Below are 23,341 nucleotides of genomic sequence, written 5' to 3' on the forward strand. Positions count from 1 at the left end.
ACTATATATTCAGGCAAGAGAAAAAATATGATCGAAGATCGTGTGTTGATTGCGGGGGCAGGACCCGTGGGTCTGGTTGCCGCGGCTCAGCTGGTGCGCCAGGGAATTCCCGTCACGGTGTTCGAGGCTGGCAACGACCTCAGTGGTGAATCCAGAGCATCGACATTCCATCCGCCGACCCTCGACATGCTCGATGAGCTTGGCGTTGCACGTCAGCTCATCGATGAAGGCCTGAAGGCTCCCAAGCTTCAATATCGCTCAAAGAAGGATGGCGTGATCGCGCAGTTCGATTTCGGCGAAATCTCGGACCGGACCAAGCATCCCTATCGGGTGCAAAGCGAGCAATTCAAACTGACGCGAATATTGCTGGCGCATCTGCGCAACGACAGTCATTTCCGAATCGAGTTCGGGGCGCGGCTTAGGAGTGTTCAGCAGGACGATGATGGCGTACAGGTGTCGGTGCGGGTCGACGACAGGGAGGCGATCCGGACCGGCCGCTGGCTGATCGGCGCCGATGGCGCGAGGAGCGAAGTGCGTCGTTCGCTCGGCGTCGAATTCGAAGGCTTCACCTGGCCGGAACGCTTTTTGGTGTTGAGCACGCCGTTCGATTTCGATGCGGTCATTCCCGACCTGGTTTCGGTCAATTATGTCGCCGATCCGGAGTGCTGGCAGTTTTTGCTGCGGATACCCGGCATGTGGCGGGTCATGTTTCCGGTACCGCAGAACGTCGGCGACGAGGCGGCATTGAGCCCTGAATTCGGGCAATCACTGCTGGCGCGCGTCGTGGCCGGCGTCAAGCCTTTCGATATCCTGCATACAACCCTCTATCGGGTGCATCAGCGCGTCGCCAAGCAGTTCAGGGTAGGTCGCGCCTTCCTGGCCGGCGACGCCGCGCACATCAACAATCCGCTCGGCGGCATGGGGATGAACGGCGGCATCCACGATGCCGTGAACCTCACATCGCGGCTGGCTGCGGTCTACAGCGGACAGGCCACGGACCACGACCTCGACCGTTACGACGCGCAGCGCCGACTGGTGACGCTGGAGAGCGTTCAGACCCAGACGATTCAGAACAAACGTGATCTCGAGGCAAAGGACGAAGAAAGCCAGGTCGAATTTCGTGATCGCCTTAGGGGGATCGCGGCAGATCCCGATGCACGCAAAATCTACCTAGAACGCGTTTCAATGATAGCGAGCTTGCGGCGTGCCGGCGAACTCGGCTGAAGAATCGATCCAATGAAAACCGCAGGAAATATCATGCCTACTCATTCCCTCTCCCTTTCTTTCGCCAGCCGCAACGCGGAAGAGGGCGTTGTCGCTGCGATCGGGGTGTGTGTCATCGCCGGTTGGACCGGTCGCGATGCGGTTGCGCTCGAAAAGCATATCGTCGAACTGGAGGCGCTCGGTGTGAAAAGGCCGGCCTCGACACCGATTTTCTATCGGGCAAGCAAGCAGCGGCTGCTGATCACCGATCAGATCGAGGCTGTCGGCAACGCGTCGAGCGGCGAGGTCGAATACGTCGTGCTGCAATATCGCGGCAAGCTCTGGGTCGGCGTCGGGTCGGATCATACCGATCGCGAGGTGGAAACCTACGGTGTCACCGTATCGAAGCAGATGTGCGACAAGCCGATCGCGCCGGTGTTCTGGGCGTTCGAAGACGTTGAAGATCACTGGGACAAGCTGATTCTCCGCTCTTTCATCACCGCCGGCGGCAACAGGCAGCTCTACCAGGAAGGCACGCTGGACAAGATGTTGGCGCCAAAGGACCTGATTCGCCGGTATACCGGCGGTGACCATCTGGCGGAGGGGACGATGTTGTTCGGTGGAACGTTCAGTGCCATCGGTGGAATCCGGCCGGCCCCGCGTTTTGATTTCGAGATCGTCGATGATGTCATTGGCCGGAAGATCAGCCATGGCTATGATATCGTGTCGCTGCCGATCGCGGGCTGAGGGCGACAGATGAACCAGATCACGCGGCCGCGCAAGGACCGTGCGGTCGAACCGGTTCTGGCGGGATCCTTGAAGGACCAGGCCTATGAGGCGATCAAGCATCGCATCATCACCTGTGTATTCAAGCCGGGTCAGGAATTAAGCGAAAACGCGGTCGCCCGCCTGCTCAAGATCGGGAGGACGCCCGTTCACCAGGCCTTCGACCGGCTGAATACGGAAGGTCTTGTCGACGTTCAGCCGCGCAAGGGCGTCGTGGTTCGGCCTATCAATCTCAACGAAGTCATCGAAATCATCGAGATCCGGCTTCGCAACGAAACATTTGCGGTTCGTCTCGCTGCGGAGCGGGCCAGCTCCGCCGAGATCGTGGCGATACACGACGTCTTGGCGAAGGCAGGCGGCGCAGTTGCGGCCGGCAAGGTCGAGACCATGATGTTGCTGGATCGGGAGTTCCATCGGTTAATCGCGCGCGCCGCGCACAACACGGTGCTTGCGGATATTCTCTTGAAGCTTCACGAACGCTCGTTGCGATTGTGGATCATTTCGCTGGCGGCGCCAGATCATCAGGGCAGTGTCAACGATCAGCACCACAAGATTTTTCAGGCGATCAGCCACCGCGACGTGGAGGCTGCCGAGAACGCGATGCGCGCCCACATCGATTCATTCCGGCGCAATGTCTTGCGCAACCTGTAGGGCGCAAGGGGGCGCCTGGCCGGTAAATAATGGCGGGACGAAAAGCGGCGAGGGCCGACCGCTCAAGTCGGCTCTGCACGATGACCCGGCGCTCGTCCTCCCTGGTGGGGCCTCCGGCTGCGGCCACCGAGGGGACTTGGGGCTGCGTATGGCCTCTGGCGCATCGTCAATTGACAACTACAGTCCAGATCGGATTACCTTCAGGAAATGACGTCCCACAACGCGCTAGGGGGTGCTCATGCCCAATGCTTCGGCCTATGTCCCCCGTGGGGTTATTCCGGCGGTGTTGCTGCCATTCGACAACGACCTCACCATTGACGAAACAAGCTTTCGCAAGCACCTGCGCGACATCAGCGCTACCCCAGGCATTTCTGCCATCACTGTCAACGCGCATTCGACCGAGGTGGCCTCCTGCACCTCTGACGAACAACGCCGCGTACTCGACATTGCAGGGGACGAAGTTGGCGAGCGCATACCGATCGTCAACGGCATATGGGCCGATGGCAGTCTGGAAGCTGCGCGTATCGCTCGCATGGCTGGGCAAAGCGGGGCGTCGGCGCTGCTGGTGTTTCCTCCCGCCCCCTTCGCGCTTGGCCAATCTCCGGAAATGGCGCTGGCGCACTTCAGGCGCATCGCGGACGCTACCGACCTGCCGCTGATCGTGTTTCAATATCCGCTGGCGACCGGACAAGGCTATCCGAAGGACACGCTGCTGCGCCTGTGTCACGAGGTGCCATCGATATGCGCCATCAAGGACTGGATCGGCAATGTGCCTCACCATGAATGGCATATCCGCACACTGCAGAACCTGCCGCGGCCCGTGCACGTATTGACGACGCACAGTTCGTGGCTGTTTTCATCGCTGGTGCTCGGCTGCAACGGATTGCTATCCGGCAGCGGCAGCGTCATCCCGGATCTGCAAGCGCAATTGTTCAAGGCCGTCCAGACCGATAATCTTGCGGAAGCTAGGCGCCTGAACGATCGCATCGAACCGCTGGCCCGCTGTTTCTACGCGGAGCCGTGGGCCAACATGCATAACCGCATGAAGGAAGCACTGATGCTGCTTGGGAGGCTACCGCGCGCCGTCGTGCGACCGCCGCTCGTCAAGCTTGGCAGCGCCGAAGTCGCGCGGGTGCGACAGGCACTGGTGGAATCCGGTCTGATCGACAAGATGACCAACAGCACTGCCGCTTAGGTGGTGCCATTTCGTGTAAGGGATGTGTATTTGGGAGTGAAGCTAAAAACGCCCAAAACGGGCTCGCACGGGGAGGAGTGACAATGTTTAATCGAGAAAGCTCGCTTGGGGGCGCGCTGGAGTCGTTTTGGCTATTGGTTTCAATGCTGGGCGTTGCGATCGTTCCCGCCCAGGCACAGAACGCTCCGTCACCCGCTACGACAATAAAGCTTGGCATCGTCAGCTTCCTGACCGGACCGGCCGCCGCGCCGTTCGGCATCCCCGGACGCAACGGCGCCGAGGTCATGATCGAGGCCATGAACGCCGGAAAGGTGCCGGCGCCCTTCGACAAGGTCGGGTTCGGCGGCAGTAACGTCGAAGCAAAGTATATCGATGAAACGGGTTCCGCGGCCAACGTCGTCACTGAATTCCGTAACCTCGTGCAACGCGACCAAGTGGATGCCGTAATCGGCTATGTCTCCTCGGGCAACTGCCTTGCGGTCACGCCGGTCGCCGAGGAGCTAAAAGCGATCACCGTGTTCTACGATTGCGGGACGCCTCGCATCTTCGAGGAAAAGCCGCGCGCCTACGTATTCCGCGTCAGCCCGCAATCGACCATGGATAACGTCGCCGCCGCCCGCTACTTGCTGGCCAAAAAGCCGGATATCATCAGCTATTCCGGCATCAACCAGAACTACGCTTGGGGCCAGGATTCCTGGCGGGACTTCTCCAGCGCGATGCAAGTGCTTGCGCAAAAAGTGACCGTGGACAAATCGCTTTTTCCAAAACTATTTGCGGGCGAATACGGCGCGGAGATTTCGACGCTCCTGACGTCAAAATCGCAGGTGCTGCACACGAGCTTCTATGATGGCGATCTCGAAGCGTTTCTCTATCAGGAGCAGGCGCGCGCGCTGGACAAGCGCATGACGATCCTCGCTACGACCGGCGAAGCCGCAATGTGGCGCCTGCGCGACAAGATGCCCGACGGCACTCTCATCGGCGCCCGCGGCCCGCACGGTCCGCTCGCGCCCGACACCGAATTGAACCGCTGGTTCAAGAAGATCTATTCCGACCGCTACAGCATTCCGCCGACCTATCCCTCATATCAAATGGCAATGTCGCTGCTCGGCCTGAAACTGGCCTACGAAAAGGCCAAGAAGGGCGACGCGAAGCCGACCTCCGACGAAGTGGCGGCTGCGTTCAAGGGCATCGAGTTCGAAGGCCCCTCAGGCCTGGTCAAGCTCGCCATCGGCGACGGGCACCAAGGCATCTCGGAGACGGCTTACGGCACCTATCGCTTCAACAAGGAGAAGAACGAGCCCGAAATCGTCGACGTCATGCGCTTTCCCGCCGAGTGCGTGAACCCTCCGGCCGGCGTCAATGCCGATGACTGGATCAAGGACGGCATGAAAGGTGCGAAGTGCTGAGGAGCGTCCGGTCAGCTTGTCGTCGCGTGACGAACTACGTCCCCGCGACGACCGATTCTCCGATCAGGAAATTTCGGTGCTGACCGCTTTCGCTATTCTGATCGACGGGTTGGTCTACGCGGCCTACCTGTTCATTGTTGCTATCGGGTTGACGCTGATCTTCGGCGTGATGAAGATACTGAATGTCGCGCATGGCTCGTTTTACACATTCGGCGCCTACGGCGCGGCGACCGCCATCGGCATCTATTTTGATCGTGGCTTGCCTGACGCCGGCGGATTTCTGCTGATGGCTGTTTTTGCCATGGTCCTTGGGCTCGCGCTTGGGCTCATTCTTGAGCGCTGCGTCATGCGATTGGTATATGGCAGGGACGAAGTGGTGATGGTGCTGGTGACCTACGCCGCTTTTCTGATCCTCGAAGACGTCGTCATCTTGGTTTGGGGTCCGGGTTCCTACGCGACATATCAGCCGCTGCTCGCAGCCGGCAATACGGAAGTAGGTGAACTCATATTGTCGAATTACGATCTCGGTCTGATCGCGGTCGCGGGATTGCTCGCCGCGGCATCCTACTGGGCGCTGAAATTCACCCGCTACGGACGACTGCTGACCGTCGTGATTTTCGATCGCGAAACCGCTGCAGCGTTCGGCATCAATGTCACGACCGTTTATACCGTGACATTCGTGATCGGCGCGATGCTCGGTGCGCTCGGAGGGGCGATTATGGCGCCGAAGATCGCGGTGACGCTCGGCATCGGTGTCGAAGTGATCGTGCTCGCCTTCGCCGTGGTGGCCATTGGCGGCATGGGATCGATCGAAGGCGCGCTCGTCGGGGCATTGATCGTCGGGATATGCCGCGCTGCCGCAGTGCATCTGGTGCCGCAAGTCGAATTGTTCGTTATTTATGGCGTCATGGCACTCGTGCTCATGATCCGGCCTTACGGCCTATTCGTGCGCGCTCAACCGAGAAAAATATGAGATGGCTCAGCACGGCCTGATCGCAGCAAGTTTGGCCTTGCTGGCGGCAGCCGCCGCAGCATTCGTGCTGCCGGACTGGATTATCTCGCTCGCCACTATCGCTTTTGCCAATGGTTTGGTCGTATTGGGCTTGATCGTGTTGTGGAGGGCCGGCCTCGTCTCATTCGGACAAGCGCTGTATTACTGCATCGGCGCCTATGCCGTGGCGCTCGTCGGCCGCGGGACCGGCGTGACCGATGCCTTGATACTGGTGTTGATTGGCGGCGCCTCAGCCGGGCTGGTCTCCTTCGTGGTGGGCTTCCTGATGGCGCGCTACCGCGAAATCTTCTTCGCGATGCTCAGCCTGGCGCTGTCCATGATCCTTTACGGGGTGCTTGTAAAATCCGAGTCGTTCGGCTCGACCGACGGCTTCAGCGTGGTCGCGCCGACCTTTTTCGGCTATGCGCCGCACCAGGACAATCTCCTGGTGGCGCTCTACTTGCTGGTGCTCGCCGTCTGCGCAATCGCGGCTTTCCTGGTCGATGCTTACTTCCGCTCACTGTCCGGCGCACTGGCGATTCCTGTGCGTGACAACGAAATTCGCGTCGAATTTCTTGGCATGTCGGTGTCGCGGCTGATTCATACCAAGCTTGTGATCGGCGGCTTGCTGGGTGGCATGGGTGGCGCGCTCGCCGCGCTCGCGGTCGGCCATGTCGATCCGAACATGTCCTATTGGACGACCTCCGGCGAATTCGTATTTATTACCATCCTTTCCGGCGCTGGATCGGTCGTCCCGGCGTTCGTCGGATCGCTGGCGTTCGAGTCGTTGCGCTCGTTCGCATTCGCCGTGCTTCCGCAGCTTTGGCAGATGCTGCTCGGCTCGGCGCTGCTGCTCACCATTCTGTTCCTGCCCCAGGGACTGGGCTCATTGATCATGCGGCTGCGCTGGCGCCGCAAAGCGAAGGCGCCATGAACACGCCCATCCTCTCCGTCCGCGACCTGGGCAAGCGCTTCGGCTCGATGGTCGCCGCGCGCGATATCACCGTCAGCGTGCCAGCGCACCAAACGGTCGGCGTGATTGGTTCCAACGGCGCCGGAAAAACCACTTTCATCAATATGATAACCGGTCATCTACGGCCGACCAAGGGAACGATTCACTTCGAGGAGCGCGACATAACTGGGCTGCCTTCCCGCAGGATTACGGCCATGGGCATCTCGCGCTCATTTCAGATGGCGCAAATATTCCCCTCGCTCACGGTATTCGATAACATGTGCGCCGCGGCTGCGGTCGGCCGCGCTCCCAAAAATTTCATGGGCCATTTATACACGCCGCTGCGTTCGCAGGAGTCCGTCGCCGAGGCGGAAACACTGCTGGAGTTGTTCGAGATCGCGCGTTACCGCCATACGCTCGCTGCCACATTGCCGCAGGGCGTGCGCAAGCTGCTTGACATCGGCATGGCGGTCGCGGGCTCGCCGCGCTTGCTGCTGCTCGACGAGCCGACCAGCGGTATCTCGATCGAAGAGAAATTCAACCTGATGCAAGTCGTGATGTCGGCATTGCGCAACCGCAAGATCACTGTGCTTTTCGTGGAGCACGACATGGAGATCGTCGAGCGTTTCGCCGAGCGTGTACTGGCATTTTACGATGGCACCGTGATCGCCGACGGGACGCCGACCGCAACGCTGGCCGATGCCCGCATTCAGGCGCTGATCAGCGGCCCGAGGGTGAGGGGCGCGGCGGGTGCCGCCCATGTTTAGAGTATCCAACCTCAACGTGTCGATCGGGCCCATCCCGGTCATCCGCGACGCCTCACTCGCGCTCGAAGAAGGCGAAATCTGCGGGCTGATCGGCCGCAACGGTGCAGGAAAAACCACATTGTTCCGGGCCATCATGGGCGCCATTCCGGCCAGCGGCTTGATCGAACTCGGTCCGACTAACTTGTTGACTTCGCCATCGCATCTGCGCGTCGCGCACGGCATTGGCTACATGCCGGAAGATCGCCGGCTGGTGCCCGAATTTACGGTCGAGGAAAATGTCCGCCTGCCCGCCTTATCGCTCAAAATGAGGGGCGCCGACCAGCGTCTCAACTGGATTTTTGGGCTTGTGCCCGAGGTCGCCCAATTCCGTGCCCGATCCTCGCTTGAATTGTCTGGTGGACAGCAAAAACTGGTCGCACTGGCACGAGCCCTCATGGCGGGAACCCGCATGCTGCTGCTCGACGAGCCATTCGAGGGTCTGGCTCCCGCGCTGGCGCGGCAGCTGAGTGAAGTGCTGGCCAACCTTAAGACGGAGGGGATTTCCATTCTCATCGCGGAATCCAATGAGGTGCATGTCGTCGATTTGCTGTCGCGCGCCTTTCGAATCGAGCGGGGATCCGTGAGTCCGGCCTAACAGCCTGAGTGAGTGGTGTTCGCCTGGTCTACGCTGACGCTTTATCGGCAATACCACGGAACTCATCAGCGTCGCGGTCTTGGCGCCCCCCCGCCAAGGTCATGGCCGCAGTTCGTGCTCGAATGCCCCGGCCGCGAAACCAGCGGTGAGTATCCCTCATTTCTGATATCATCAAGGCATGACGATAGGAATCGCCGGACCCGCGCAGAACGCACCAAGGCGAAGCGCCTTGCTCGGATTGATCGTTGTAGCCATCGTCGCCGGGATTGGCCTGATTGTGCTCGGGCTCGCGAGCGACTTCCTGGTCGATTGGCTGTGGTTTTCCTCGATCGGTTATCTACCGGTGTTTTTGACCAGCATCGGCGCCAAAGCCTTGGTGTTTTTCACCGTCTGGACGGCAACCGCCGTCATACTTTGGCTGAACGGATTGCTTGCTGTGCGTTTTGCCCGGCAGCAGCCGACACGAGCGGTCGCCGCCTCCGCGTGGAACCCGACGGGCAGTACTTCGTCGCCTCATCTGTTTGTGCTCATGCGCGATCGACTACCGTGGTCCCAGGTTGTTGGAGGCGGTGCAGGTTTGCTCGCTCTGCTAGTCGCCGCGTCAGAAGCCGGCAACTGGGGCATCTTCCTGAAGTTTCTCTATCACGTGCCATATGGCGTAGACGATCCGCTCTACAACAAGGACATCGGCTTCTATCTCTTCTCACTGCCAGCCTATATCCTCATCAAGAACTGGATGCTGCTCACCCTCGTACTGAGCGGTCTTTTCGCCGGAACGATCTACTGGGTGCACGGCGAAATCGAATACGACGTTCACCACCGATCGATGTCGCCGACAGTGATCGCTCACGGCTCAGCGCTGGTCGGTCTTCTCTTCGCGGTGAAGGCGTGGTCCTATGGTCTCGACCGCTATCTGCTGCTCTACGGCGACAACGGCGTAGTCGTCGGCGCAAGCTACACCGATGTACATGTGGGGCTACCGGGTCTGTGGCTGATGATCGGGCTTTCGATCATCGCAGCGTTCGCCGCGTGGGCAAACCTCTGGGTGCGCACTTACCGGCTTCCTGGCGCGGCGTTCATACTCGTTGGCATCGGATCTTTTGTGCTGTCCGGCGCGATCCCGGTTCTGTTCCGGCAGTTTTTCGTCAAACCAACCGAATTGCAGCTGGAAAAGCCCTACATCGAGCGCAACATCGCACTCACCAGGCAGGCCTACAATCTCGATCAGATCGCAGCCAAGCCGTTTGCTGCCGAACAGAAGCTTACCTTCAAGACGCTAGAGGCCAACAAGGCGACAATCGAAAATATCAGGCTGTGGGACTGGCTTCCCTTGTCGGATACCTACGCACAGCTGCAAGAGATCCGAACCTACTACAAATTCCATGATCTTGACGTTGATCGCTACTGGCTCGACGGTTCCTACCAAAGCGTGATGCTCTCGGCTCGCGAACTGCGGCCCTCCTTGCTGCCGCCGAACGCCCAGACCTGGGTCAACCGCCACCTGCTGTTCACTCACGGCAATGGCGCGGTGATGAGCCCGGTCACCCGCAAGAGCATTGAAGGACTTCCGGTCTTCTATTTGCGGGATATTCCTCCTGTTGCAGACGGAGGCCCCAAAATCGACGAGCCGCGCATCTACTTTGGTGAAGAGAGCGACGACTACGTCATCGTCAAGGGGAGCACACCGGAGTTCGATTATCCGAAGGGGAAAGACAACGTCTATGCGGCCTATGACGGCGCCGGTGGCGTTCCGATCGGGGCGATGGTGTGGAGAACGCTGTTCGCTTACTACTTTAACGACCCGAACCTGCTTCTCTCAAGCTACATCACTATCGACAGCCGGATCATGATCCGGCGCAATATCCAGGAACGGGTGCGCGCGATCGCTCCATTCCTCAGGCTCGATCATGAGCCCTATCTGGTTATCAGCAATGGGCGGATGTTCTGGATGCAGGACGCCTACACGACGAGTCCCTATTTTCCCTCTGCACAGCCTGCGCAAGATCTCGACCTCAACTACATTCGCAATTCTGTGAAGGTTATCGTCGATGCCTATAACGGGACCGTCGACTTCTATCTGATTGACCCCGGCGACCCGATTGCGACGACCTACCAGCGCATCTTTCCAACGTTGTTCAAACCGTTCACGGCCATGCCTCCGGACTTGCAGAAGCACATTCGGTATCCAGAGGATCTATTCCTGATTCAGGCGCGGCTTTATCAAACCTATCACATGGAGACAGCCGACGTTTTCTACAACCGCGAGGATCTCTGGCAGTTCCCGCGTCAGCCGGGCGGCGACGGCATCTCACCGATGATCCCTTATTATATTATCATGCGGCTGCCCGGCGAGCCGCAGGCCGAATTCTTCCTCATGCTTCCCATGGTACCGAGCCGTCGCGACAACATGATTGCCTGGCTCGCTGCGCGCTGCGACGCGCCCGACTACGGCAAACTGATCGTCTACGAGTTCCCCAAGGACAAGCTCGTCTACGGGCCGTTCCAGATCGAGGCGCGGATCAATCAGAATACGGAGATTTCGCAACAACTCACGCTGTGGGACCAAATGGGCTCGCGGGTGATTCGCGGGAATCTGCTTGTGATCCCGATCGAGAACTCGATCCTTTACGTATCGCCGCTCTATTTGCGAGCGCAGCAGGGGCACCTGCCGGAACTGAAGCGCGTGATCGCGGCCTATGGTGAACATGTCGTGATGAAGGAGACACTCGCCGAGGCCTTGGCGGCGCTATTTGTAGAACCCGGCGCAGCGCCGGCCGTCTCAAGCACGACAGAAGAGATGCCCCTCACAAGCCCGGCGGCAAGTCTGGCGCAGGAAACGCTCGATCGCTACAATCAAGCGATAGAGCGATTGAAGGCCGGAGATTGGAAGGGATTCGGCAAGCAGTTTGATGCAATGCGCGAGCTCTTGGAGAAAATGAGCCGAGAGCCCACCCGACGCTAATACCCGGATATGCATTCTCGCAACACCCCTGACTCAGAGGGGCGTGGAAATTGCGGACACGGCGCCATGAAAATTATATGTCGATCTCGACCGTATAAGAGTCGCAGTTTTGTTCTGGGTGGCGCGCCAAATTTCTAAGAAAATCTGGTTCTTACGAGATAGCCGCCGCAACGCGCTTCCTCTTTGTGGCTGTGGTGTCCGCTGCTGCGAAAGTGGGGCACCATGTTTGATGGAGCCCCAACATTGATGGTCAGCTCCCTTCCTTCTCCTAAATGGTGATGCACTAATGATTGCATGGCAGCGCCGTCTGCGCTTGATCTGGCGCAAAGGAATTACGACCTCCGTCGAGGTATGCTTGCCGGCGTCCCGTTTTTTGCGGCCAAGACCTGGAAGAGGGCTCTTGCAAACCTGCCGCCTCAGGATGCAGACTGTACGAGCTTGATGGACGTCTACGGTTCTGCTGCCCGGCTGGAATTCGGTCGTGCAGAATAAGGGAGCATGGCGCCATGCGAGAAATTGAAATTCATGACTACGCGCGCCAGTTGCTGGAAGCGCACGGCGCGAAGGCCATTGCCGAAGCCGCCCAGAATGCGGTTGACCTTGAAGCTAGGGGCGAGGTGGAATTGGCCAGAACCTGGAGGCATGTCGAAGCCGCCATGAAAATCATGCGCGGCCCGCACCAAAGCTGAAGCTGACGGATCGCGCGTGACAAAGGCGTGCGTGCTGCATGCGAGCGCCGCCAACGGCGGCGCCGAGAGTGGGATATGGCCAAATGCGTCCCAGGCAGCTTGGCTGCGGCGCGCGCCTCTCGGATACAGGAGCGAAGCCATGGTTCCGAATTGTGCGACAGCCGAAGATCTGCTCAAGGCGATCAAGGACGAGAAGGTCGAGATGATCGATCTGCGGTTCACCGACTTGCCGGGGGTCTGGCAGCATTTTTCCGTCCCGCCGAGTGCAGCTAATATCGACGCTCTCGATGAAGGCATCGGGTTCGACGGCTCATCCATCCGCGGATTCCAGGAGATCCAGGAAAGCGACATGCTGGTCGTTCCGGACCCGACGACGGCGTTCCTCGACCCGTTTTCCCCCGCAACGACGCTGGTCCTGACCTGCAACATCAGGGACCCGATGACCGGTCAATCCTATAGCCGCGACCCTCGCTACATCGCCCAGAAGGCCGAGACTTATCTGAAGGGTACCGGCCGCGCCGATACGAGCTACTTCGGCCCGGAGGCGGAGTTCTTCGTATTCAACGACGTGCGCTACGGACAGGGCATCAACTACGCCTTCCACGAAATCGATTCCACCGAGGGCAGTTGGAACACCGGTAAGAAGGAAGCGCCGAATTTGGGCCATAAGCCGCGCCCGAAAGAGGGATACTTTCCGGTTCCACCGATCGACAGCATGCAGGCTCTCCGCACCGAAATGGTGTTGACGATGGAGTCGTTGGGGATTGCGATCGAAGCCCATCACCATGAAGTCGCGACCGGCGGCCAGAACGAAATAGACATGCGCTTCACCACGCTCACCCGGATGGCCGACAACCTGATGATCTACAAATACGTGGTCAAAAACACCGCCCGCCAGCACGGAATGACCGCGACGTTCATGCCGAAACCGCTGTTCGAGGACAACGCCTCGGGAATGCATGTTCATCAGAGTCTGTGGAAGGGCGAGACTAATCTGTTCTACGACAAGGCGGACTACGCCGAGCTGAGCGAGCTTGGCCGCTACTACATCGGCGGGCTGCTGACCCACGCCTGGGCGTTATGCGGGCTTTGCGCCCCGACCACGAACTCCTATCGGCGTCTGGTGCCGGGTTACGAAGCGCCGATCAACCTGGTCTATTCCCAGCGCAATCGCTCGGCCTGCTGTCGGATTCCGATGTATTCGCCGAACCCGCGGGCAAAGCGCGTCGAGTTCCGTTCGCCGGATCCCTCCTGCAATCCGTACCTCGCCTTCTCCGCTATGCTGATGGCCGGCCTCGACGGCATCAACAACCGCATCGACCCGGGCAGGCCGATCGACAAGAATCTTTATGACCTCCCGCCCGCCGAGGCGAAGGATGTGAAATCGACGCCGGGATCGTTGGACCAAGCGCTTGACGCGCTCGAACGCGATCACGCGTTCCTGCTGCGCGGCGATGTGTTCACGCGCGACGTGATCGAAACGTGGCTCGACTACAAGCGAAAAAAGGAGGTCGATGCCATCCGGCTGCGTCCGCACCCCCACGAGTTTCATCTCTATTACGACATCTAGATGCATTTTCCACCTAGCATGCAGCATATCCGGAGTTGCGGAAGTAGTTGGCGCATTCATCTGGTTGGAAGGCATCGAGAAGACATGCGATGCGGTTCCAGAGACCTTCCACGGAGCGTTCGGCGGCCTTTCGTAGCAACGCTTTGAGTTTTGCGAAGAGCTGCTCGATCAGATTGAAGTCCGGCGAATAGGGAGGCAGGTAAAGCAGTTTTGCGCCTGCAGCTTCGATCGCCTCACGTATCCCCGGCACCTTGTGGGCGCTGAGATTGTCCAGCACGACGACATCGCCTGGCTTGAGGGGTTGGCACGAGAACTTGTTCGACATAGGCGAGGAAGGCATTGCCGGGTTCTGAACCAAGCAGAATAACTGCCGTTTCGCAGCATGCGCCACCTAAAGTCGTGTGCGGATATTCGTAATATAATAGCATCCATAAGTTGCCGGATGGTTGTGGGCTTTGCTTTATCAAGCCACCAAACGGCTGCCATCCTTGGCTGGCGGTCCGCGTCGTTTGACCAGTACGAACCTTCTTGCGCAACCACGCGCCGGACACTGCCGCCGTGGACTTATTCGTTGTTCCAACTATCGGTTTCGACCTGCTCTATGCCGTTCGTCATTGTCCGGCTCGACCGCAGAGACCTCGTCTGGATCAACGTCACAGCAAGCCCGACGGCGGAATGACCTAACGAAAATCCACGCAACTGCCGCCAAATCGAATTTACTAAACACCACAGAATCGTTGGCGTCGCTCAATTCTGGCAGCATGCCTGTCCATTTGCGGTTGCACTGCAGCAACAACTTTGCCTAGCGAAAAAAGTCTCGGCATTCATTGACTCGAAATATGTTTAGTGAAAGTCTGCCACTTAACAATAACACTAAACACCATTCCCGCGGCCTTCATGGGCCGGATTTGAATCTGCGTGCAACTCCGCCGAAGGGCGAAGCGTAATTAGCAGGGCAAGCAGGCAATCGCCTGCAGCAACAGGGAGGTTGTAATGATCCAAACGATGCGTGCATTGGGCGCGGCTGCGGTTGTTGTCGCCTCGTGTCTCGGTGGTCAGGCGAATGCCCAGACCAAGCAATTGACGTTGTGTTGGGCGGCGTGGGATCCGGCCAACGCGTTGGTCGAGCTTTCGAAGGACTTCACCACCAAAACCGGAATTCAGATGAAATACGAGTTCGTCCCGTGGACGAGCTACGCTGATCGCTTCCTCAACGAGCTCAATTCAAAGGGCAAGCTCTGCGACGTCATTATCGGCGACAGCCAATGGATCGGCGGCGCCGCCGAGAACGGCCACTACGTCAAGCTCAACGATTTCTTCGCCAAAGAAAAAATTTCGATGGACGATTTCATGCCGGCCACCGTGGTCGGCTACTCCGAATGGCCCAAGAATACCCCCAACTATTGGGCGCTGCCGGCCATGGGCGATGCGATCGGCTGGACCTATCGCAAGGACTGGTTCGCCCGGCCGGAAATCCAGGCTGAGTTCAAGAAGAAGTACGGCCGCGATCTCGCCGCGCCCGAAACCTATGATCAACTCAAGGAGATCGCCGAGTTCTTTCAGGGCAGGGAGATCGACGGCAAGAAGGTCTACGGGGCCTATATCTATACCGAGCGCGGCTCCGAAGGCATCACGATGGGCGTAACCAACGTGCTCTACGATTGGGGATTCCAGTACGAGAATCCGAACAAGCCGTACCAGATGGAGGGCTTTGTCAATTCGCCCGAGGCGGTGAAGGGGCTGGAGTTCTACAAGTCGCTCTACAAGTGCTGCACCGCGCCCGGCATGAGCAACGCCTACATGTCGGAGGGCCTCGACGCCTTCAAGTCCGGACAGGTCGCGATGCAGATGAACTTCTTTGCGTTCTTCCCAGGGCTCTACAAGGACCCCAATGTCGGTGGCGACAAGATCGGTTTCTTCGTCAATCCGAAGCAAAAGTATCACTTTACCCAGCTCGGAGGGCAAGGGATCTCGGTTGTCTCCTACTCCGAGCACAGGGACGACGCGCTCGCCTACATCAAATGGTTCGCGCAGCCCGACGTTCAGAAAAAGTGGTGGGCGCTTGGCGGTTATTCCTGCCACAAGGCGGTGCTCAATGATCCGGGTTTCCCGAAGAGCGCACCGTTTGCCGCCGATTTCCTGAAGTCCATGGATATCGTCAAGGACTTCTGGGCGGAGCCCTCCTATGCGGAGCTCCTGCTCGATATGCAGAAGCGAGTCCATGACTACGTCGTGGCCGACAAGGGAACTGCGCAGGAAGCGCTCGATCTTCTGGTGAAGGATTGGCAAAAGGTGTTCAAGGAAGACGGCAAGATCTAGCTTGATAGACAGCGAACGTCTCCCGGTCCTTTTGGATCGGGAGACCGCCTCCTTGAGTGTGTCCCGACCGTGAACGACAGGGTTCAAATGAGCGCTCTCGCCGAGCAGTCCGTTGCCCGGACGCCACGCCGACTGGCGGTGCGATTCCGCGGGATGTCCGACAGAGCCATTGCCTGGCTGTTCATTGCGCCGACGGTGCTGCTTCTGTTGGCGATCAACATCTTCCCGCTGCTGTGGACCATCCAGCTCTCATTTACCAACTATCGCGCCAATCGCCCCAGCGCACCAATCAGGTATCTCGGTCTCGACAATTACCGCGATGTCCTGACCGACCCCGAGGTGTGGCACGCCATGCAGGCCACTGCGCATTTCGTGCTGTGGTCGATCGCACTTGAACTGGTGCTCGGCTTCGGCCTGGCGCTCCTTGTCAACCGTCGATTTCGTGGTCACAGTTTCTGGACCACCATCATTCTGCTGCCGATGATGCTTTCACCGGCGGTGGTCGGCAACTTCTGGACCTTTCTGCTGCAACCGCAGATCGGTTTGTTCAACAGCGCGATCGCACTCCTGACCGGCGTGGACCCGAGCTCGTTTCAAATGATCGGCGACGTGCGGCTGGCCCCCTGGTCTATCATCATGGTCGATACCTGGATGTGGACGCCCTATGTCATGCTGATCTGTCTCGCGGGGCTGCGTTCGATTCCCGATTACATCTATGAGGCGGCCGAGGTCGATCGCGCGTCGCCCTGGCGGCAATTCTGGTCGATCACGCTACCGATGGTGATGCCGTTTCTGATGCTCGCGATCCTGTTTCGCGCCATCGAAAACTTCAAGATGTTCGACATGGTCAATCTGCTCACCTCGGGTGGCCCAGGGTCGACCACGGAGGTTGCCTCGATCACCTTGAAGCGCGAGGCGTTCGAGAAATGGCGCACCGGCTATTCGTCGGCGCTGGCGATCATTCTCTTCGTCACTGTCTTTGGTGTCGCCAATATCTATGTAAAAGCCCTCAACCGGGTGAAACAGCGATGAGCATGCCCTCCAGCGCGCACTCCGTGGCCGAGCCGTCGCAATGGTCGAAGCGGATCGCGTCGTTGATTGTCGCCACCTACGCGATCGTGACCATTCTGCCGTTACTCTGGATATTTCTCACGGGATTCAAGACACCCCCTGATTCGATCGCCTATCCGCCGAAGATTCTGTTCGAGCCTTCGGTCGAGGGATACGTCAACCTGTTCACGACGCGCTCGCGGCAGACGCCGGAATTTCTGGCCAGCCTGCCCCCGCCGCAGACCTGGTACGAGCGTCTCGTGCGTTCCCGCAATATGGTGATCGGAGGACCCTCGAAGGTGGTGCCGCGCTTTGTGAACTCGATGGTGATCGGCTTCGGCTCGACCTTTCTTGCCGTGTGCTTCGGCACCATCGCCGCCTACGCGTTCTCGCGCTTCCGCGTGCCGCTCGCCGACGATCTGTTGTTCTTCATCCTGTCGACACGGATGATGCCCCCGATCGCGGTTGCGATCCCGATCTATCTGATGTTCCGGAACCTCGGGCTCACCGACACCAAGCTCGGGATGATCCTGCTCTACACCGCGGTGAATGTCTCTCTGGCGGTATGGCTGTTGAAGGGATTCATGGATGAGATTCCGCGCGAATACGAAGAGGCCGCGATGGTCGACGGCTACACGCGCCTGCAGGCATTTTTCAAGGTGGTGCTTCCGCAGGCGACAACCGGCATCGCGGCGACCGCGATCTTCTGTCTGATCTTCGCCTGGAACGAATATGCCTTCGCGGTTCTGCTCACCAGCGGCGACGCGCAAACGATGCCGCCTTTCATTCCCTTCATCATCGGCGAGGGTGGACAGGACTGGCCCGCGGTCGCCGCCGCGACCACGCTGTTTTTCATCCCGATCCTGTGCTTCACCATTCTCTTGCGCCGCCATCTCTTGCGCGGCATCACCTTCGGGGCGGTGCGCAAATGACGGAAAAAATCGCGCGCCCCGTACCGGGATGGCCGCGTTGGCTCCGCCGCGGCCCCTGCGAAACGATAGCGATGGCACTGATCGGCCTTGGAGTCGTGATGCTGATGCAGCCGCTCTCGCTGATCCTCTACAGCTACTCCTTCGTCACGATCCTGGCCGGGACGCTGGGGTTTGTGATCGTCAGTCATTTTCCGGATTGAGCGGCTATGGCACAGATCAAGGTCGAGAGCGTCGCCAAGACATTCGGAACGTTTGCCGCCGTCAAAGGCGTCAACTTCACGGTCGATCACGGCTCGTTCCTCGTCATTCTCGGACCCTCTGGCTGCGGCAAGACGACGACATTGCGCATGATCGCGGGACTGGAACTGCCGAGCTCCGGCCGCATTCTGCTCGATGGCGAGGACGTCACCGCCTTGCCGGCTTCGGCGCGGGACATTTCATTCGTGTTTCAGTTATTCGCACTCTATCCGCACATGAATGTGCGCCAGAATATCGGCTTTCCCCTGCGATGTCAGAATTATGCGCGCGCCGAAATCAGGCGAAGCGTTGAGGAAACGGCGAAACTGCTCCGGATCGATCATCTGCTGGAGCGCCGGATCGGCGGGCTCTCCGGCGGCGACCGGCAGCGCGTTGCGCTTGGCCGCGCCATCGTGCGCCGGCCCAAGGCGTTTCTCATGGACGAGCCGCTCGGCGCACTCGACTCGGAGTTTCGCAGGTTGATGTGCGGCGAGCTGCGCGAGCTGCATGACCGCATCGACGCGACCACCATCTACATCACCCACGACCAGCTTGAGGCGATGGCGATGGCGGACCGTATCGTCATCATGAATCAGGGCCGGGTCGAGCAGATCGGCACGCCTCAGGAGATCTACGATCGGCCCAACACGATGTTCGTGGCCGACTTTATCGGTGCGCCGCCGATGAGCTTTCTCGGCGTCCAGACCTCGCTGCGGCGTGGCGATCGCAGCATCAGGATCGACGCCGCCGCCGTCGAAATGCCGGAGTTGTTCGAAAATCGTGCCGAGGGCAAGTTCGCGCTTGGGGTGCGGCCCGAGAATGTGTCGTTCGCAGATAGCTCGCCGCTGCGAGGCCGCGTGATTGGCGCCGAATATCTCGGCACCACGCAAATCGTCACCGTGGACACGGCCCACGGCCGGGTGAAGGCGCGATTGCCGTCAGGCCAGGCGGTTCGGGTCGGCGAGCAGGTGGGTCTCGCGTTGCGGCCGGACAGGCTCTCTTTGTTCGACGCCATCAGCGGGCAGGCGCTGTCTTCCGCGCTTCACACGGGAGGCGTCCGTGGCTGAGGTCGCGCTCGTGGATGTCAGCAAGAGCTTCGGCGCCGTCGAGGCGGTCCGTGGTCTTTCGCTCTCCATCGCGGACGGCGAATTTGTCGTGCTGCTTGGTCCGACGGGTGCGGGAAAGACCACGACGCTGCGCTTGATCGCCGGTCTGGAGCGCCCCGACCGGGGCAATGTGGTGATCCAGCGGCGCGACGTCACGGACGAAATGCCGGCCGAACGCGATGTGGCGTTTGTGTTTCAGCAATATTCACTTTATCCCCATCTGACGGTCTACGACAATCTGGCCTTTCCATTGCGTTCTCCGGCGCGGCGCATGAGCGTGCAAGCCATTCGCCGCCGGATCCAGCAGGTGGCGGAACTGCTTCACATCGAAGGCAAGCTTGATAATCGGGCTACCGCTCTTTCTGGCGGCGAGATGCAGCGGGTTGCCATCGGCCGCGCGCTGGTTCGCGAGCCCGCGGTTTATTTGATGGACGAGCCGCTGTCCTCGCTGGATGCCAAGCTTCGCGCGGAATTGCGCCTCGAGCTCAAGCGCATCCAGCGCGAGCTGGGAACGACGATCATCTATGTGACGCACGACCAGATCGAGGCCATGACGATGGCGGACCGGATCGGCGTGATGAACGAGGGGGAGATGATCCAGCTTGGCACCCCGCGGGAGATCTACGAGCAGCCCAACAGCGCCTATGTGGCGAGTCGGCTCGGCACCCCCATCATCAACCTCATTCCAGCCGAGCTTTTGGGCGGCGATACGGTGCCACCGAACGCGCGAACCGTGGGCTTGCGGACCGAGCATATCAGGATCTCCTCGGCGGATCGTCACGGCCCCCACGCCCGCGTCCACTGGGTGGAACACCTCGGCGATCAGAACCACGTTCATCTCAAGCTCGCCGACCATTCGCTGGTAACGCTGGCCGACCCGGCCCAGCCGCTCAAGGCAGGCGACGAAGTTTCGCTCGAATTTTCCGAACCGCTTTATTTCGACCAGGCCGGCAACCGGGTCGGCGCCGACGGATTGCGGGGGCATGCATGATGATCGACCGCCAGGCTCGCAAGCTTCTATTTGAGACTGTGGCGCAGCGCGTCATCGCGAGCGCCGATGAACTTACCGATCTCGACCGCGCCATCGGCGACGGCGATCACGGGACCAACATGCGCCGTGGCTTCGAAGCCGTGCTGGCTGCGGTCGATGAACTCTCCGCCAAGAATCTTGGCGAGTCTCTGAGGGGCGTGGGCACGACCCTAGTCATGAAGGTCGGCGGCGCGTCCGGCCCGCTTTACGGGACATTATTCATGTCGCTCGGCAAGTCGCTGAACGATGAAGTGAGCCGCAAGCAGGCGGCCGACGCCTTCGCTGCCGCGGTCGACGCGGTCAAGGCGCGGGGAAAGTCCGATGTCGGTCAAAAGACTATGCTCGACGTTCTGTTTCCCGTGCTCGAAGTCCTGCGCGAAGGTGGAGACGGGTTGCCGCTACGCCTGAAGGAGACAGCAAGGGCAGCGGCGGAAAAAACCATCCCGATGCGGGCGATCCGCGGGCGCGCGTCGTTTCTGGGCGAGCGCAGCGTCGGTCACATGGATCCCGGCGCACGATCGTCCGCGTTGATCGTCGACGCGGTCGCAGACGTCATGGAAGGGATAGAATGAGCGAAAATGTTGGAATCGTCATTGTCTCTCACTCAGCCGACGTCGCCCGCGGCACCGCGCTCATGGTTGAGCAGATGGTCGGCCGCGAAGTCCCGCTCGGCTGGTGCGGCGGAGACCCGGGTGGCGGATTGGGCACCAGCGTCGAAGCGATCATGAAAGCGATTAATCAGGCGTGGTCGGAGCGCGGCGTTGCCATTTTGGTCGACCTTGGCGGCGCGGAAACCAACAGCGAGATGGCGATAGAAATGTTGCCCGAGGAGCGCCGCGGCCGCGTCGTCGTTTGCAACGCCCCTGTTGTCGAAGGGGCCGTGATGGCCGCGACCGAAGCAGCGTCCGGCGCAACGCTTGAGGCTGTGCGTCGCACCGCCGAAGAATTGACGCCGGTCTGATGCGGGGCGAACGCGATGAATAAGCATCAAGCATCAGTGCTAATGCGACATGAGGTGGGCTTGCATGCCCGGCCCTCGGTCAAGCTGACCAAGCTTGCGAAAGCCTTTGAATCCCGAATCGATCTTGGTTTGTCGCCCGATGGCCCTTGGGTCGACGCCAAGAGCATTGTCAAGGTCATGGCGACAAAAGCGCCGAAGGATTCGACGATTTATTTTCGGGCTGAGGGAGCCGATGCGAAGGTGGCGCTGGAAGCGCTGGTGACGCTGGTCGACGGAGATTTTCAGGATGGACGATAAGTCGCATCGCGCGGTGCGTCGCGTCCAGGGGCGGTCCGCTGCCCCCGGGATTGCGTTGGGTCCGCTCCTGCGCCTGGCTCCGGCGAAACACGATGCCCGCCAGCATCGATCCGTGGCCGAGGAACACCAGGCCCTTGTCGACGCGCTTGCAGCGTCGCAAGAGGCGCTCGGCTTGCTCGCGGGCGACGCAGGAGATGCTGACGCGGAAGCCATTCTCGCTTTTCAGATGGCCCTGCTCGAGGACGACAATCTAACGGCGCCAGCATTCACGTTGATCGCGCAGGGCGAGGTCGCTAGTCGGGCATGGAGCGCCGCGATTGATCCAGAGATCGCCTCCTATGAGGAGGCCAGCGATTCTTATTTCCGCGCGCGGGCTTCCGACTTGCGCGACCTTCGCGATCGCGTGCTGCGGTATCTGGCGGGTGAATGCGAACAGATCGTGCCATCAGGGGTGATCGTTGCGGCAGACGACATGCCGCCGTCGACGTTCCTGGCCACCGATTGGCGGGACGGCGGGGTGGTATTGCGCCGGGGCAGTCCCTCGAGCCACGTCGCCATTCTCGCGAGGTCGCGGGGCGTACCAATGATCGTGGGGGTGGATGTCGATCATCTAGGGGATGGCAGCGACGTGCTGCTCGATGGCGACGCGGGGACTCTCATTATTGATCCCGACGCCGAGATGCGGGCGATCTTTTATCAGCGCCGTGCCGAACAGTCCGCGGTTCGGCAGGCCGGTACTTCGTTGCGGGGCCCTGCATTTACCGCGAGCGGCGAACGGGTTCGGGTCATGATCAATGTCACCGGCCTTGCCGAACTCAGCAGGCTCAATCCTGCAGAGGTCGACGGGATTGGCCTGATGCGAACCGAGTTTCTGTTTCAGGGCCGTGAAAATCTTCCGACCGAGGAAGAGCAATATCAGATCTACAGGCGCATGCTCGAATGGGCCGCCGGCAAGCCGGTGACCATGCGCACGCTTGACGCCGGCGGCGACAAGCCGATCAAGGGGTTGACGCAAGCCGGCGGCATCAACCCATTCCTCGGCGTGCGTGGCGTGCGGTTGTCATTGCGGAATCTAGACGTATTCCGTGCGCAGTTGCGGGCGCTGGCCCGTGCTGCGGTAGCCGGAAATCTCAAGGTGATGATTCCGATGGTCACGGTGCCGGAGGAGCTTGACCGCTGCCGAGCGCTGCTCGAAGAGGCCCGTGAGGAGCTGCGGCGCGAGGGGCAAGTCGCGCAGATGCCGCCGCTGGGTATGATGGTCGAGGTGCCGGCGGCGGCACTCGCCATCGAGGATTTCAATGCAGATTTCTTCTCCATCGGCAGCAACGATCTGATCCAGTATGTTGCGGCCGCGAGTCGGGACGAACCGCAACTCGCCGATCTTGCCCGTCCCTCCCGTGCGGTGTTCAACCTGATCGGGCATGTCGTGAAATATGCCGATAGCTCGGGGCGCGAAACCAGCCTGTGCGGCGATCTCGCGGGCGATCCCGAACAGGTCGCAGCGCTTCTCGACCAGGGCCTGCGCACCTTTTCGGTGGTGCCCGGCGCGCTCGGGCCGGTGAGGGCTGCAATCGCCCGTTATTCCGGCGTCACCGCATGAGCA

General features: G+C 60.0%; 22 protein-coding genes and 1 pseudogene. 22 read left to right on the forward strand and 1 reads right to left on the reverse strand.

Annotated elements, in window-relative coordinates; translation table 11 throughout:
- The first annotated feature begins 27 nt into the window (after nt 1–27).
- The 12 genes from B5527_RS01610 (at nt 28) to glnA (ending at nt 13,806) form a co-directional block, all read left to right on the forward strand.
- Nucleotides 28–1,224, forward strand: coding sequence for an FAD-dependent oxidoreductase (locus B5527_RS01610; protein ID WP_079599743.1), 1,197 nt, complete (start codon nt 28–30; stop codon nt 1,222–1,224).
- 33 nt (nt 1,225–1,257) lie between these two features.
- A complete protein-coding gene (locus B5527_RS01615) occupies nt 1,258–1,950 on the forward strand; it encodes a DUF2848 domain-containing protein (protein ID WP_079606975.1) in 693 nt (230 codons plus the stop codon).
- A gap of 9 nt (nt 1,951–1,959) precedes the next feature.
- Complete coding sequence (locus B5527_RS01620) at nt 1,960–2,640, forward strand: GntR family transcriptional regulator (RefSeq protein WP_079599744.1); 681 nt, start codon at nt 1,960–1,962, stop codon at nt 2,638–2,640.
- Nucleotides 2,641–2,878: 238 nt separating this feature from the next.
- Nucleotides 2,879–3,835: a dihydrodipicolinate synthase family protein gene (locus B5527_RS01625; protein ID WP_079599745.1), complete on the forward strand. Its 957-nt coding sequence runs from the start codon at nt 2,879–2,881 to the stop codon at nt 3,833–3,835.
- Between the two features lie 83 nt (nt 3,836–3,918).
- Nucleotides 3,919–5,241, forward strand: coding sequence for an ABC transporter substrate-binding protein (locus B5527_RS01630; protein ID WP_197689260.1), 1,323 nt, complete (start codon nt 3,919–3,921; stop codon nt 5,239–5,241).
- A 76-nt stretch (nt 5,242–5,317) separates the two neighbouring features.
- Nucleotides 5,318–6,214 carry a branched-chain amino acid ABC transporter permease gene (locus tag B5527_RS01635; RefSeq protein WP_079599747.1) on the forward strand — a complete coding sequence of 299 codons (897 nt, stop codon included), beginning with the start codon at nt 5,318–5,320 and terminating at the stop codon, nt 6,212–6,214.
- 1 nt (nt 6,215) lies between these two features.
- Nucleotides 6,216–7,166 (forward strand): branched-chain amino acid ABC transporter permease, encoded by a 951-nt coding sequence (locus B5527_RS01640; protein ID WP_079599748.1) that lies wholly within the window; start codon nt 6,216–6,218, stop codon nt 7,164–7,166.
- Nucleotides 7,163–7,951 carry an ABC transporter ATP-binding protein gene (locus B5527_RS01645; RefSeq protein ID WP_079599749.1) on the forward strand — a complete coding sequence of 263 codons (789 nt, stop codon included), beginning with the start codon at nt 7,163–7,165 and terminating at the stop codon, nt 7,949–7,951. Before B5527_RS01640 ends, B5527_RS01645 begins: the two co-directional genes overlap by 4 nt.
- Nucleotides 7,944–8,585, forward strand: a complete 642-nt coding sequence (locus B5527_RS01650; protein ID WP_079606976.1) for an ABC transporter ATP-binding protein — start codon at nt 7,944–7,946, stop codon at nt 8,583–8,585. Before B5527_RS01645 ends, B5527_RS01650 begins: the two co-directional genes overlap by 8 nt.
- A 178-nt stretch (nt 8,586–8,763) precedes the next feature.
- Nucleotides 8,764–11,547, forward strand: coding sequence for a UPF0182 family protein (locus B5527_RS01655; RefSeq protein WP_079599750.1), 2,784 nt, complete (start codon nt 8,764–8,766; stop codon nt 11,545–11,547).
- A 506-nt stretch (nt 11,548–12,053) separates the two neighbouring features.
- Nucleotides 12,054–12,236, forward strand: coding sequence for a hypothetical protein (locus B5527_RS01665; protein ID WP_079599752.1), 183 nt, complete (start codon nt 12,054–12,056; stop codon nt 12,234–12,236).
- 139 nt (nt 12,237–12,375) lie between these two features.
- Entirely contained in the window at nt 12,376–13,806 is a 1,431-nt protein-coding gene (glnA, locus tag B5527_RS01670; RefSeq protein WP_079606977.1) for a type I glutamate--ammonia ligase, read from the forward strand.
- 13 nt (nt 13,807–13,819) lie between these two features.
- On the opposite strand, the pseudogene B5527_RS01675 reads toward glnA, so the two are convergent.
- Nucleotides 13,820–14,144 (reverse strand): annotated as a pseudogene (locus B5527_RS01675) (transposase); the annotation flags it as partial.
- 655 nt (nt 14,145–14,799) lie between these two features.
- On the opposite strand from B5527_RS01675, the gene B5527_RS01680 reads away from it, so the two are divergent.
- From B5527_RS01680 to ptsP, 10 genes are all read left to right on the forward strand, one after another.
- Nucleotides 14,800–16,125: an ABC transporter substrate-binding protein gene (locus B5527_RS01680; protein ID WP_079599754.1), complete on the forward strand. Its 1,326-nt coding sequence runs from the start codon at nt 14,800–14,802 to the stop codon at nt 16,123–16,125.
- Nucleotides 16,126–16,212: 87 nt separating this feature from the next.
- Nucleotides 16,213–17,157 carry a carbohydrate ABC transporter permease gene (locus B5527_RS01685; protein WP_079599755.1) on the forward strand — a complete coding sequence of 315 codons (945 nt, stop codon included), beginning with the start codon at nt 16,213–16,215 and terminating at the stop codon, nt 17,155–17,157.
- A complete protein-coding gene (locus B5527_RS01690) occupies nt 17,154–18,107 on the forward strand; it encodes a carbohydrate ABC transporter permease (RefSeq protein WP_079599756.1) in 954 nt (317 codons plus the stop codon). Before B5527_RS01685 ends, B5527_RS01690 begins: the two co-directional genes overlap by 4 nt.
- The gene (locus B5527_RS01695; protein ID WP_079599757.1) at nt 18,104–18,307 is read left to right on the forward strand and encodes a hypothetical protein; all 204 of its coding nucleotides are present in this window, start codon (nt 18,104–18,106) and stop codon (nt 18,305–18,307) included. Before B5527_RS01690 ends, B5527_RS01695 begins: the two co-directional genes overlap by 4 nt.
- 6 nt (nt 18,308–18,313) lie before the next feature.
- Nucleotides 18,314–19,411: an ABC transporter ATP-binding protein gene (locus tag B5527_RS01700; RefSeq protein WP_079599758.1), complete on the forward strand. Its 1,098-nt coding sequence runs from the start codon at nt 18,314–18,316 to the stop codon at nt 19,409–19,411.
- On the forward strand, nt 19,404–20,441 hold the full coding sequence (locus B5527_RS01705; protein ID WP_079599759.1) for an ABC transporter ATP-binding protein: 1,038 nt from the start codon (nt 19,404–19,406) through the stop codon (nt 20,439–20,441). Before B5527_RS01700 ends, B5527_RS01705 begins: the two co-directional genes overlap by 8 nt.
- Nucleotides 20,438–21,052 (forward strand): dihydroxyacetone kinase subunit DhaL, encoded by a 615-nt coding sequence (gene dhaL / locus B5527_RS01710; protein WP_172842449.1) that lies wholly within the window; start codon nt 20,438–20,440, stop codon nt 21,050–21,052. Before B5527_RS01705 ends, dhaL begins: the two co-directional genes overlap by 4 nt.
- A complete protein-coding gene (dhaM, locus tag B5527_RS01715; protein WP_079599760.1) occupies nt 21,049–21,441 on the forward strand; it encodes a dihydroxyacetone kinase phosphoryl donor subunit DhaM in 393 nt (130 codons plus the stop codon). Before dhaL ends, dhaM begins: the two co-directional genes overlap by 4 nt.
- Nucleotides 21,442–21,456: 15 nt before the next feature.
- Entirely contained in the window at nt 21,457–21,738 is a 282-nt protein-coding gene (locus tag B5527_RS01720; RefSeq protein ID WP_079599761.1) for an HPr family phosphocarrier protein, read from the forward strand.
- On the forward strand, nt 21,728–23,338 hold the full coding sequence (ptsP, locus tag B5527_RS01725; protein WP_079599762.1) for a phosphoenolpyruvate--protein phosphotransferase: 1,611 nt from the start codon (nt 21,728–21,730) through the stop codon (nt 23,336–23,338). Before B5527_RS01720 ends, ptsP begins: the two co-directional genes overlap by 11 nt.
- The last annotated feature ends 3 nt before the right edge of the window (nt 23,339–23,341 follow it).

The sequence above is a fragment of the Bradyrhizobium erythrophlei genome (genome assembly GCF_900129425.1).
Classification (GTDB): domain Bacteria; phylum Pseudomonadota; class Alphaproteobacteria; order Rhizobiales; family Xanthobacteraceae; genus Bradyrhizobium; species Bradyrhizobium erythrophlei_C.

Coding starts and splice junctions, on each gene's coding strand:
- B5527_RS01610 (WP_079599743.1), top strand. CDS start 28: ATGATCGAAGATCGTGTGTTGATTGCGGGGGCAGGACCCGTGGGTCTG.
- B5527_RS01615 (WP_079606975.1), top strand. CDS start 1,258: ATGCCTACTCATTCCCTCTCCCTTTCTTTCGCCAGCCGCAACGCGGAA.
- B5527_RS01620 (WP_079599744.1), top strand. CDS start 1,960: ATGAACCAGATCACGCGGCCGCGCAAGGACCGTGCGGTCGAACCGGTT.
- B5527_RS01625 (WP_079599745.1), top strand. CDS start 2,879: ATGCCCAATGCTTCGGCCTATGTCCCCCGTGGGGTTATTCCGGCGGTG.
- B5527_RS01630 (WP_197689260.1), top strand. CDS start 3,919: ATGTTTAATCGAGAAAGCTCGCTTGGGGGCGCGCTGGAGTCGTTTTGG.
- B5527_RS01640 (WP_079599748.1), top strand. CDS start 6,216: ATGGCTCAGCACGGCCTGATCGCAGCAAGTTTGGCCTTGCTGGCGGCA.
- B5527_RS01645 (WP_079599749.1), top strand. CDS start 7,163: ATGAACACGCCCATCCTCTCCGTCCGCGACCTGGGCAAGCGCTTCGGC.
- B5527_RS01650 (WP_079606976.1), top strand. CDS start 7,944: ATGTTTAGAGTATCCAACCTCAACGTGTCGATCGGGCCCATCCCGGTC.
- B5527_RS01655 (WP_079599750.1), top strand. CDS start 8,764: ATGACGATAGGAATCGCCGGACCCGCGCAGAACGCACCAAGGCGAAGC.
- B5527_RS01665 (WP_079599752.1), top strand. CDS start 12,054: ATGCGAGAAATTGAAATTCATGACTACGCGCGCCAGTTGCTGGAAGCG.
- glnA (WP_079606977.1), top strand. CDS start 12,376: ATGGTTCCGAATTGTGCGACAGCCGAAGATCTGCTCAAGGCGATCAAG.
- B5527_RS01680 (WP_079599754.1), top strand. CDS start 14,800: ATGATCCAAACGATGCGTGCATTGGGCGCGGCTGCGGTTGTTGTCGCC.
- B5527_RS01685 (WP_079599755.1), top strand. CDS start 16,213: ATGAGCGCTCTCGCCGAGCAGTCCGTTGCCCGGACGCCACGCCGACTG.
- B5527_RS01690 (WP_079599756.1), top strand. CDS start 17,154: ATGAGCATGCCCTCCAGCGCGCACTCCGTGGCCGAGCCGTCGCAATGG.
- B5527_RS01695 (WP_079599757.1), top strand. CDS start 18,104: ATGACGGAAAAAATCGCGCGCCCCGTACCGGGATGGCCGCGTTGGCTC.
- B5527_RS01700 (WP_079599758.1), top strand. CDS start 18,314: ATGGCACAGATCAAGGTCGAGAGCGTCGCCAAGACATTCGGAACGTTT.
- dhaL (WP_172842449.1), top strand. CDS start 20,438: ATGATGATCGACCGCCAGGCTCGCAAGCTTCTATTTGAGACTGTGGCG.
- dhaM (WP_079599760.1), top strand. CDS start 21,049: ATGAGCGAAAATGTTGGAATCGTCATTGTCTCTCACTCAGCCGACGTC.
- B5527_RS01720 (WP_079599761.1), top strand. CDS start 21,457: ATGAATAAGCATCAAGCATCAGTGCTAATGCGACATGAGGTGGGCTTG.
- ptsP (WP_079599762.1), top strand. CDS start 21,728: ATGGACGATAAGTCGCATCGCGCGGTGCGTCGCGTCCAGGGGCGGTCC.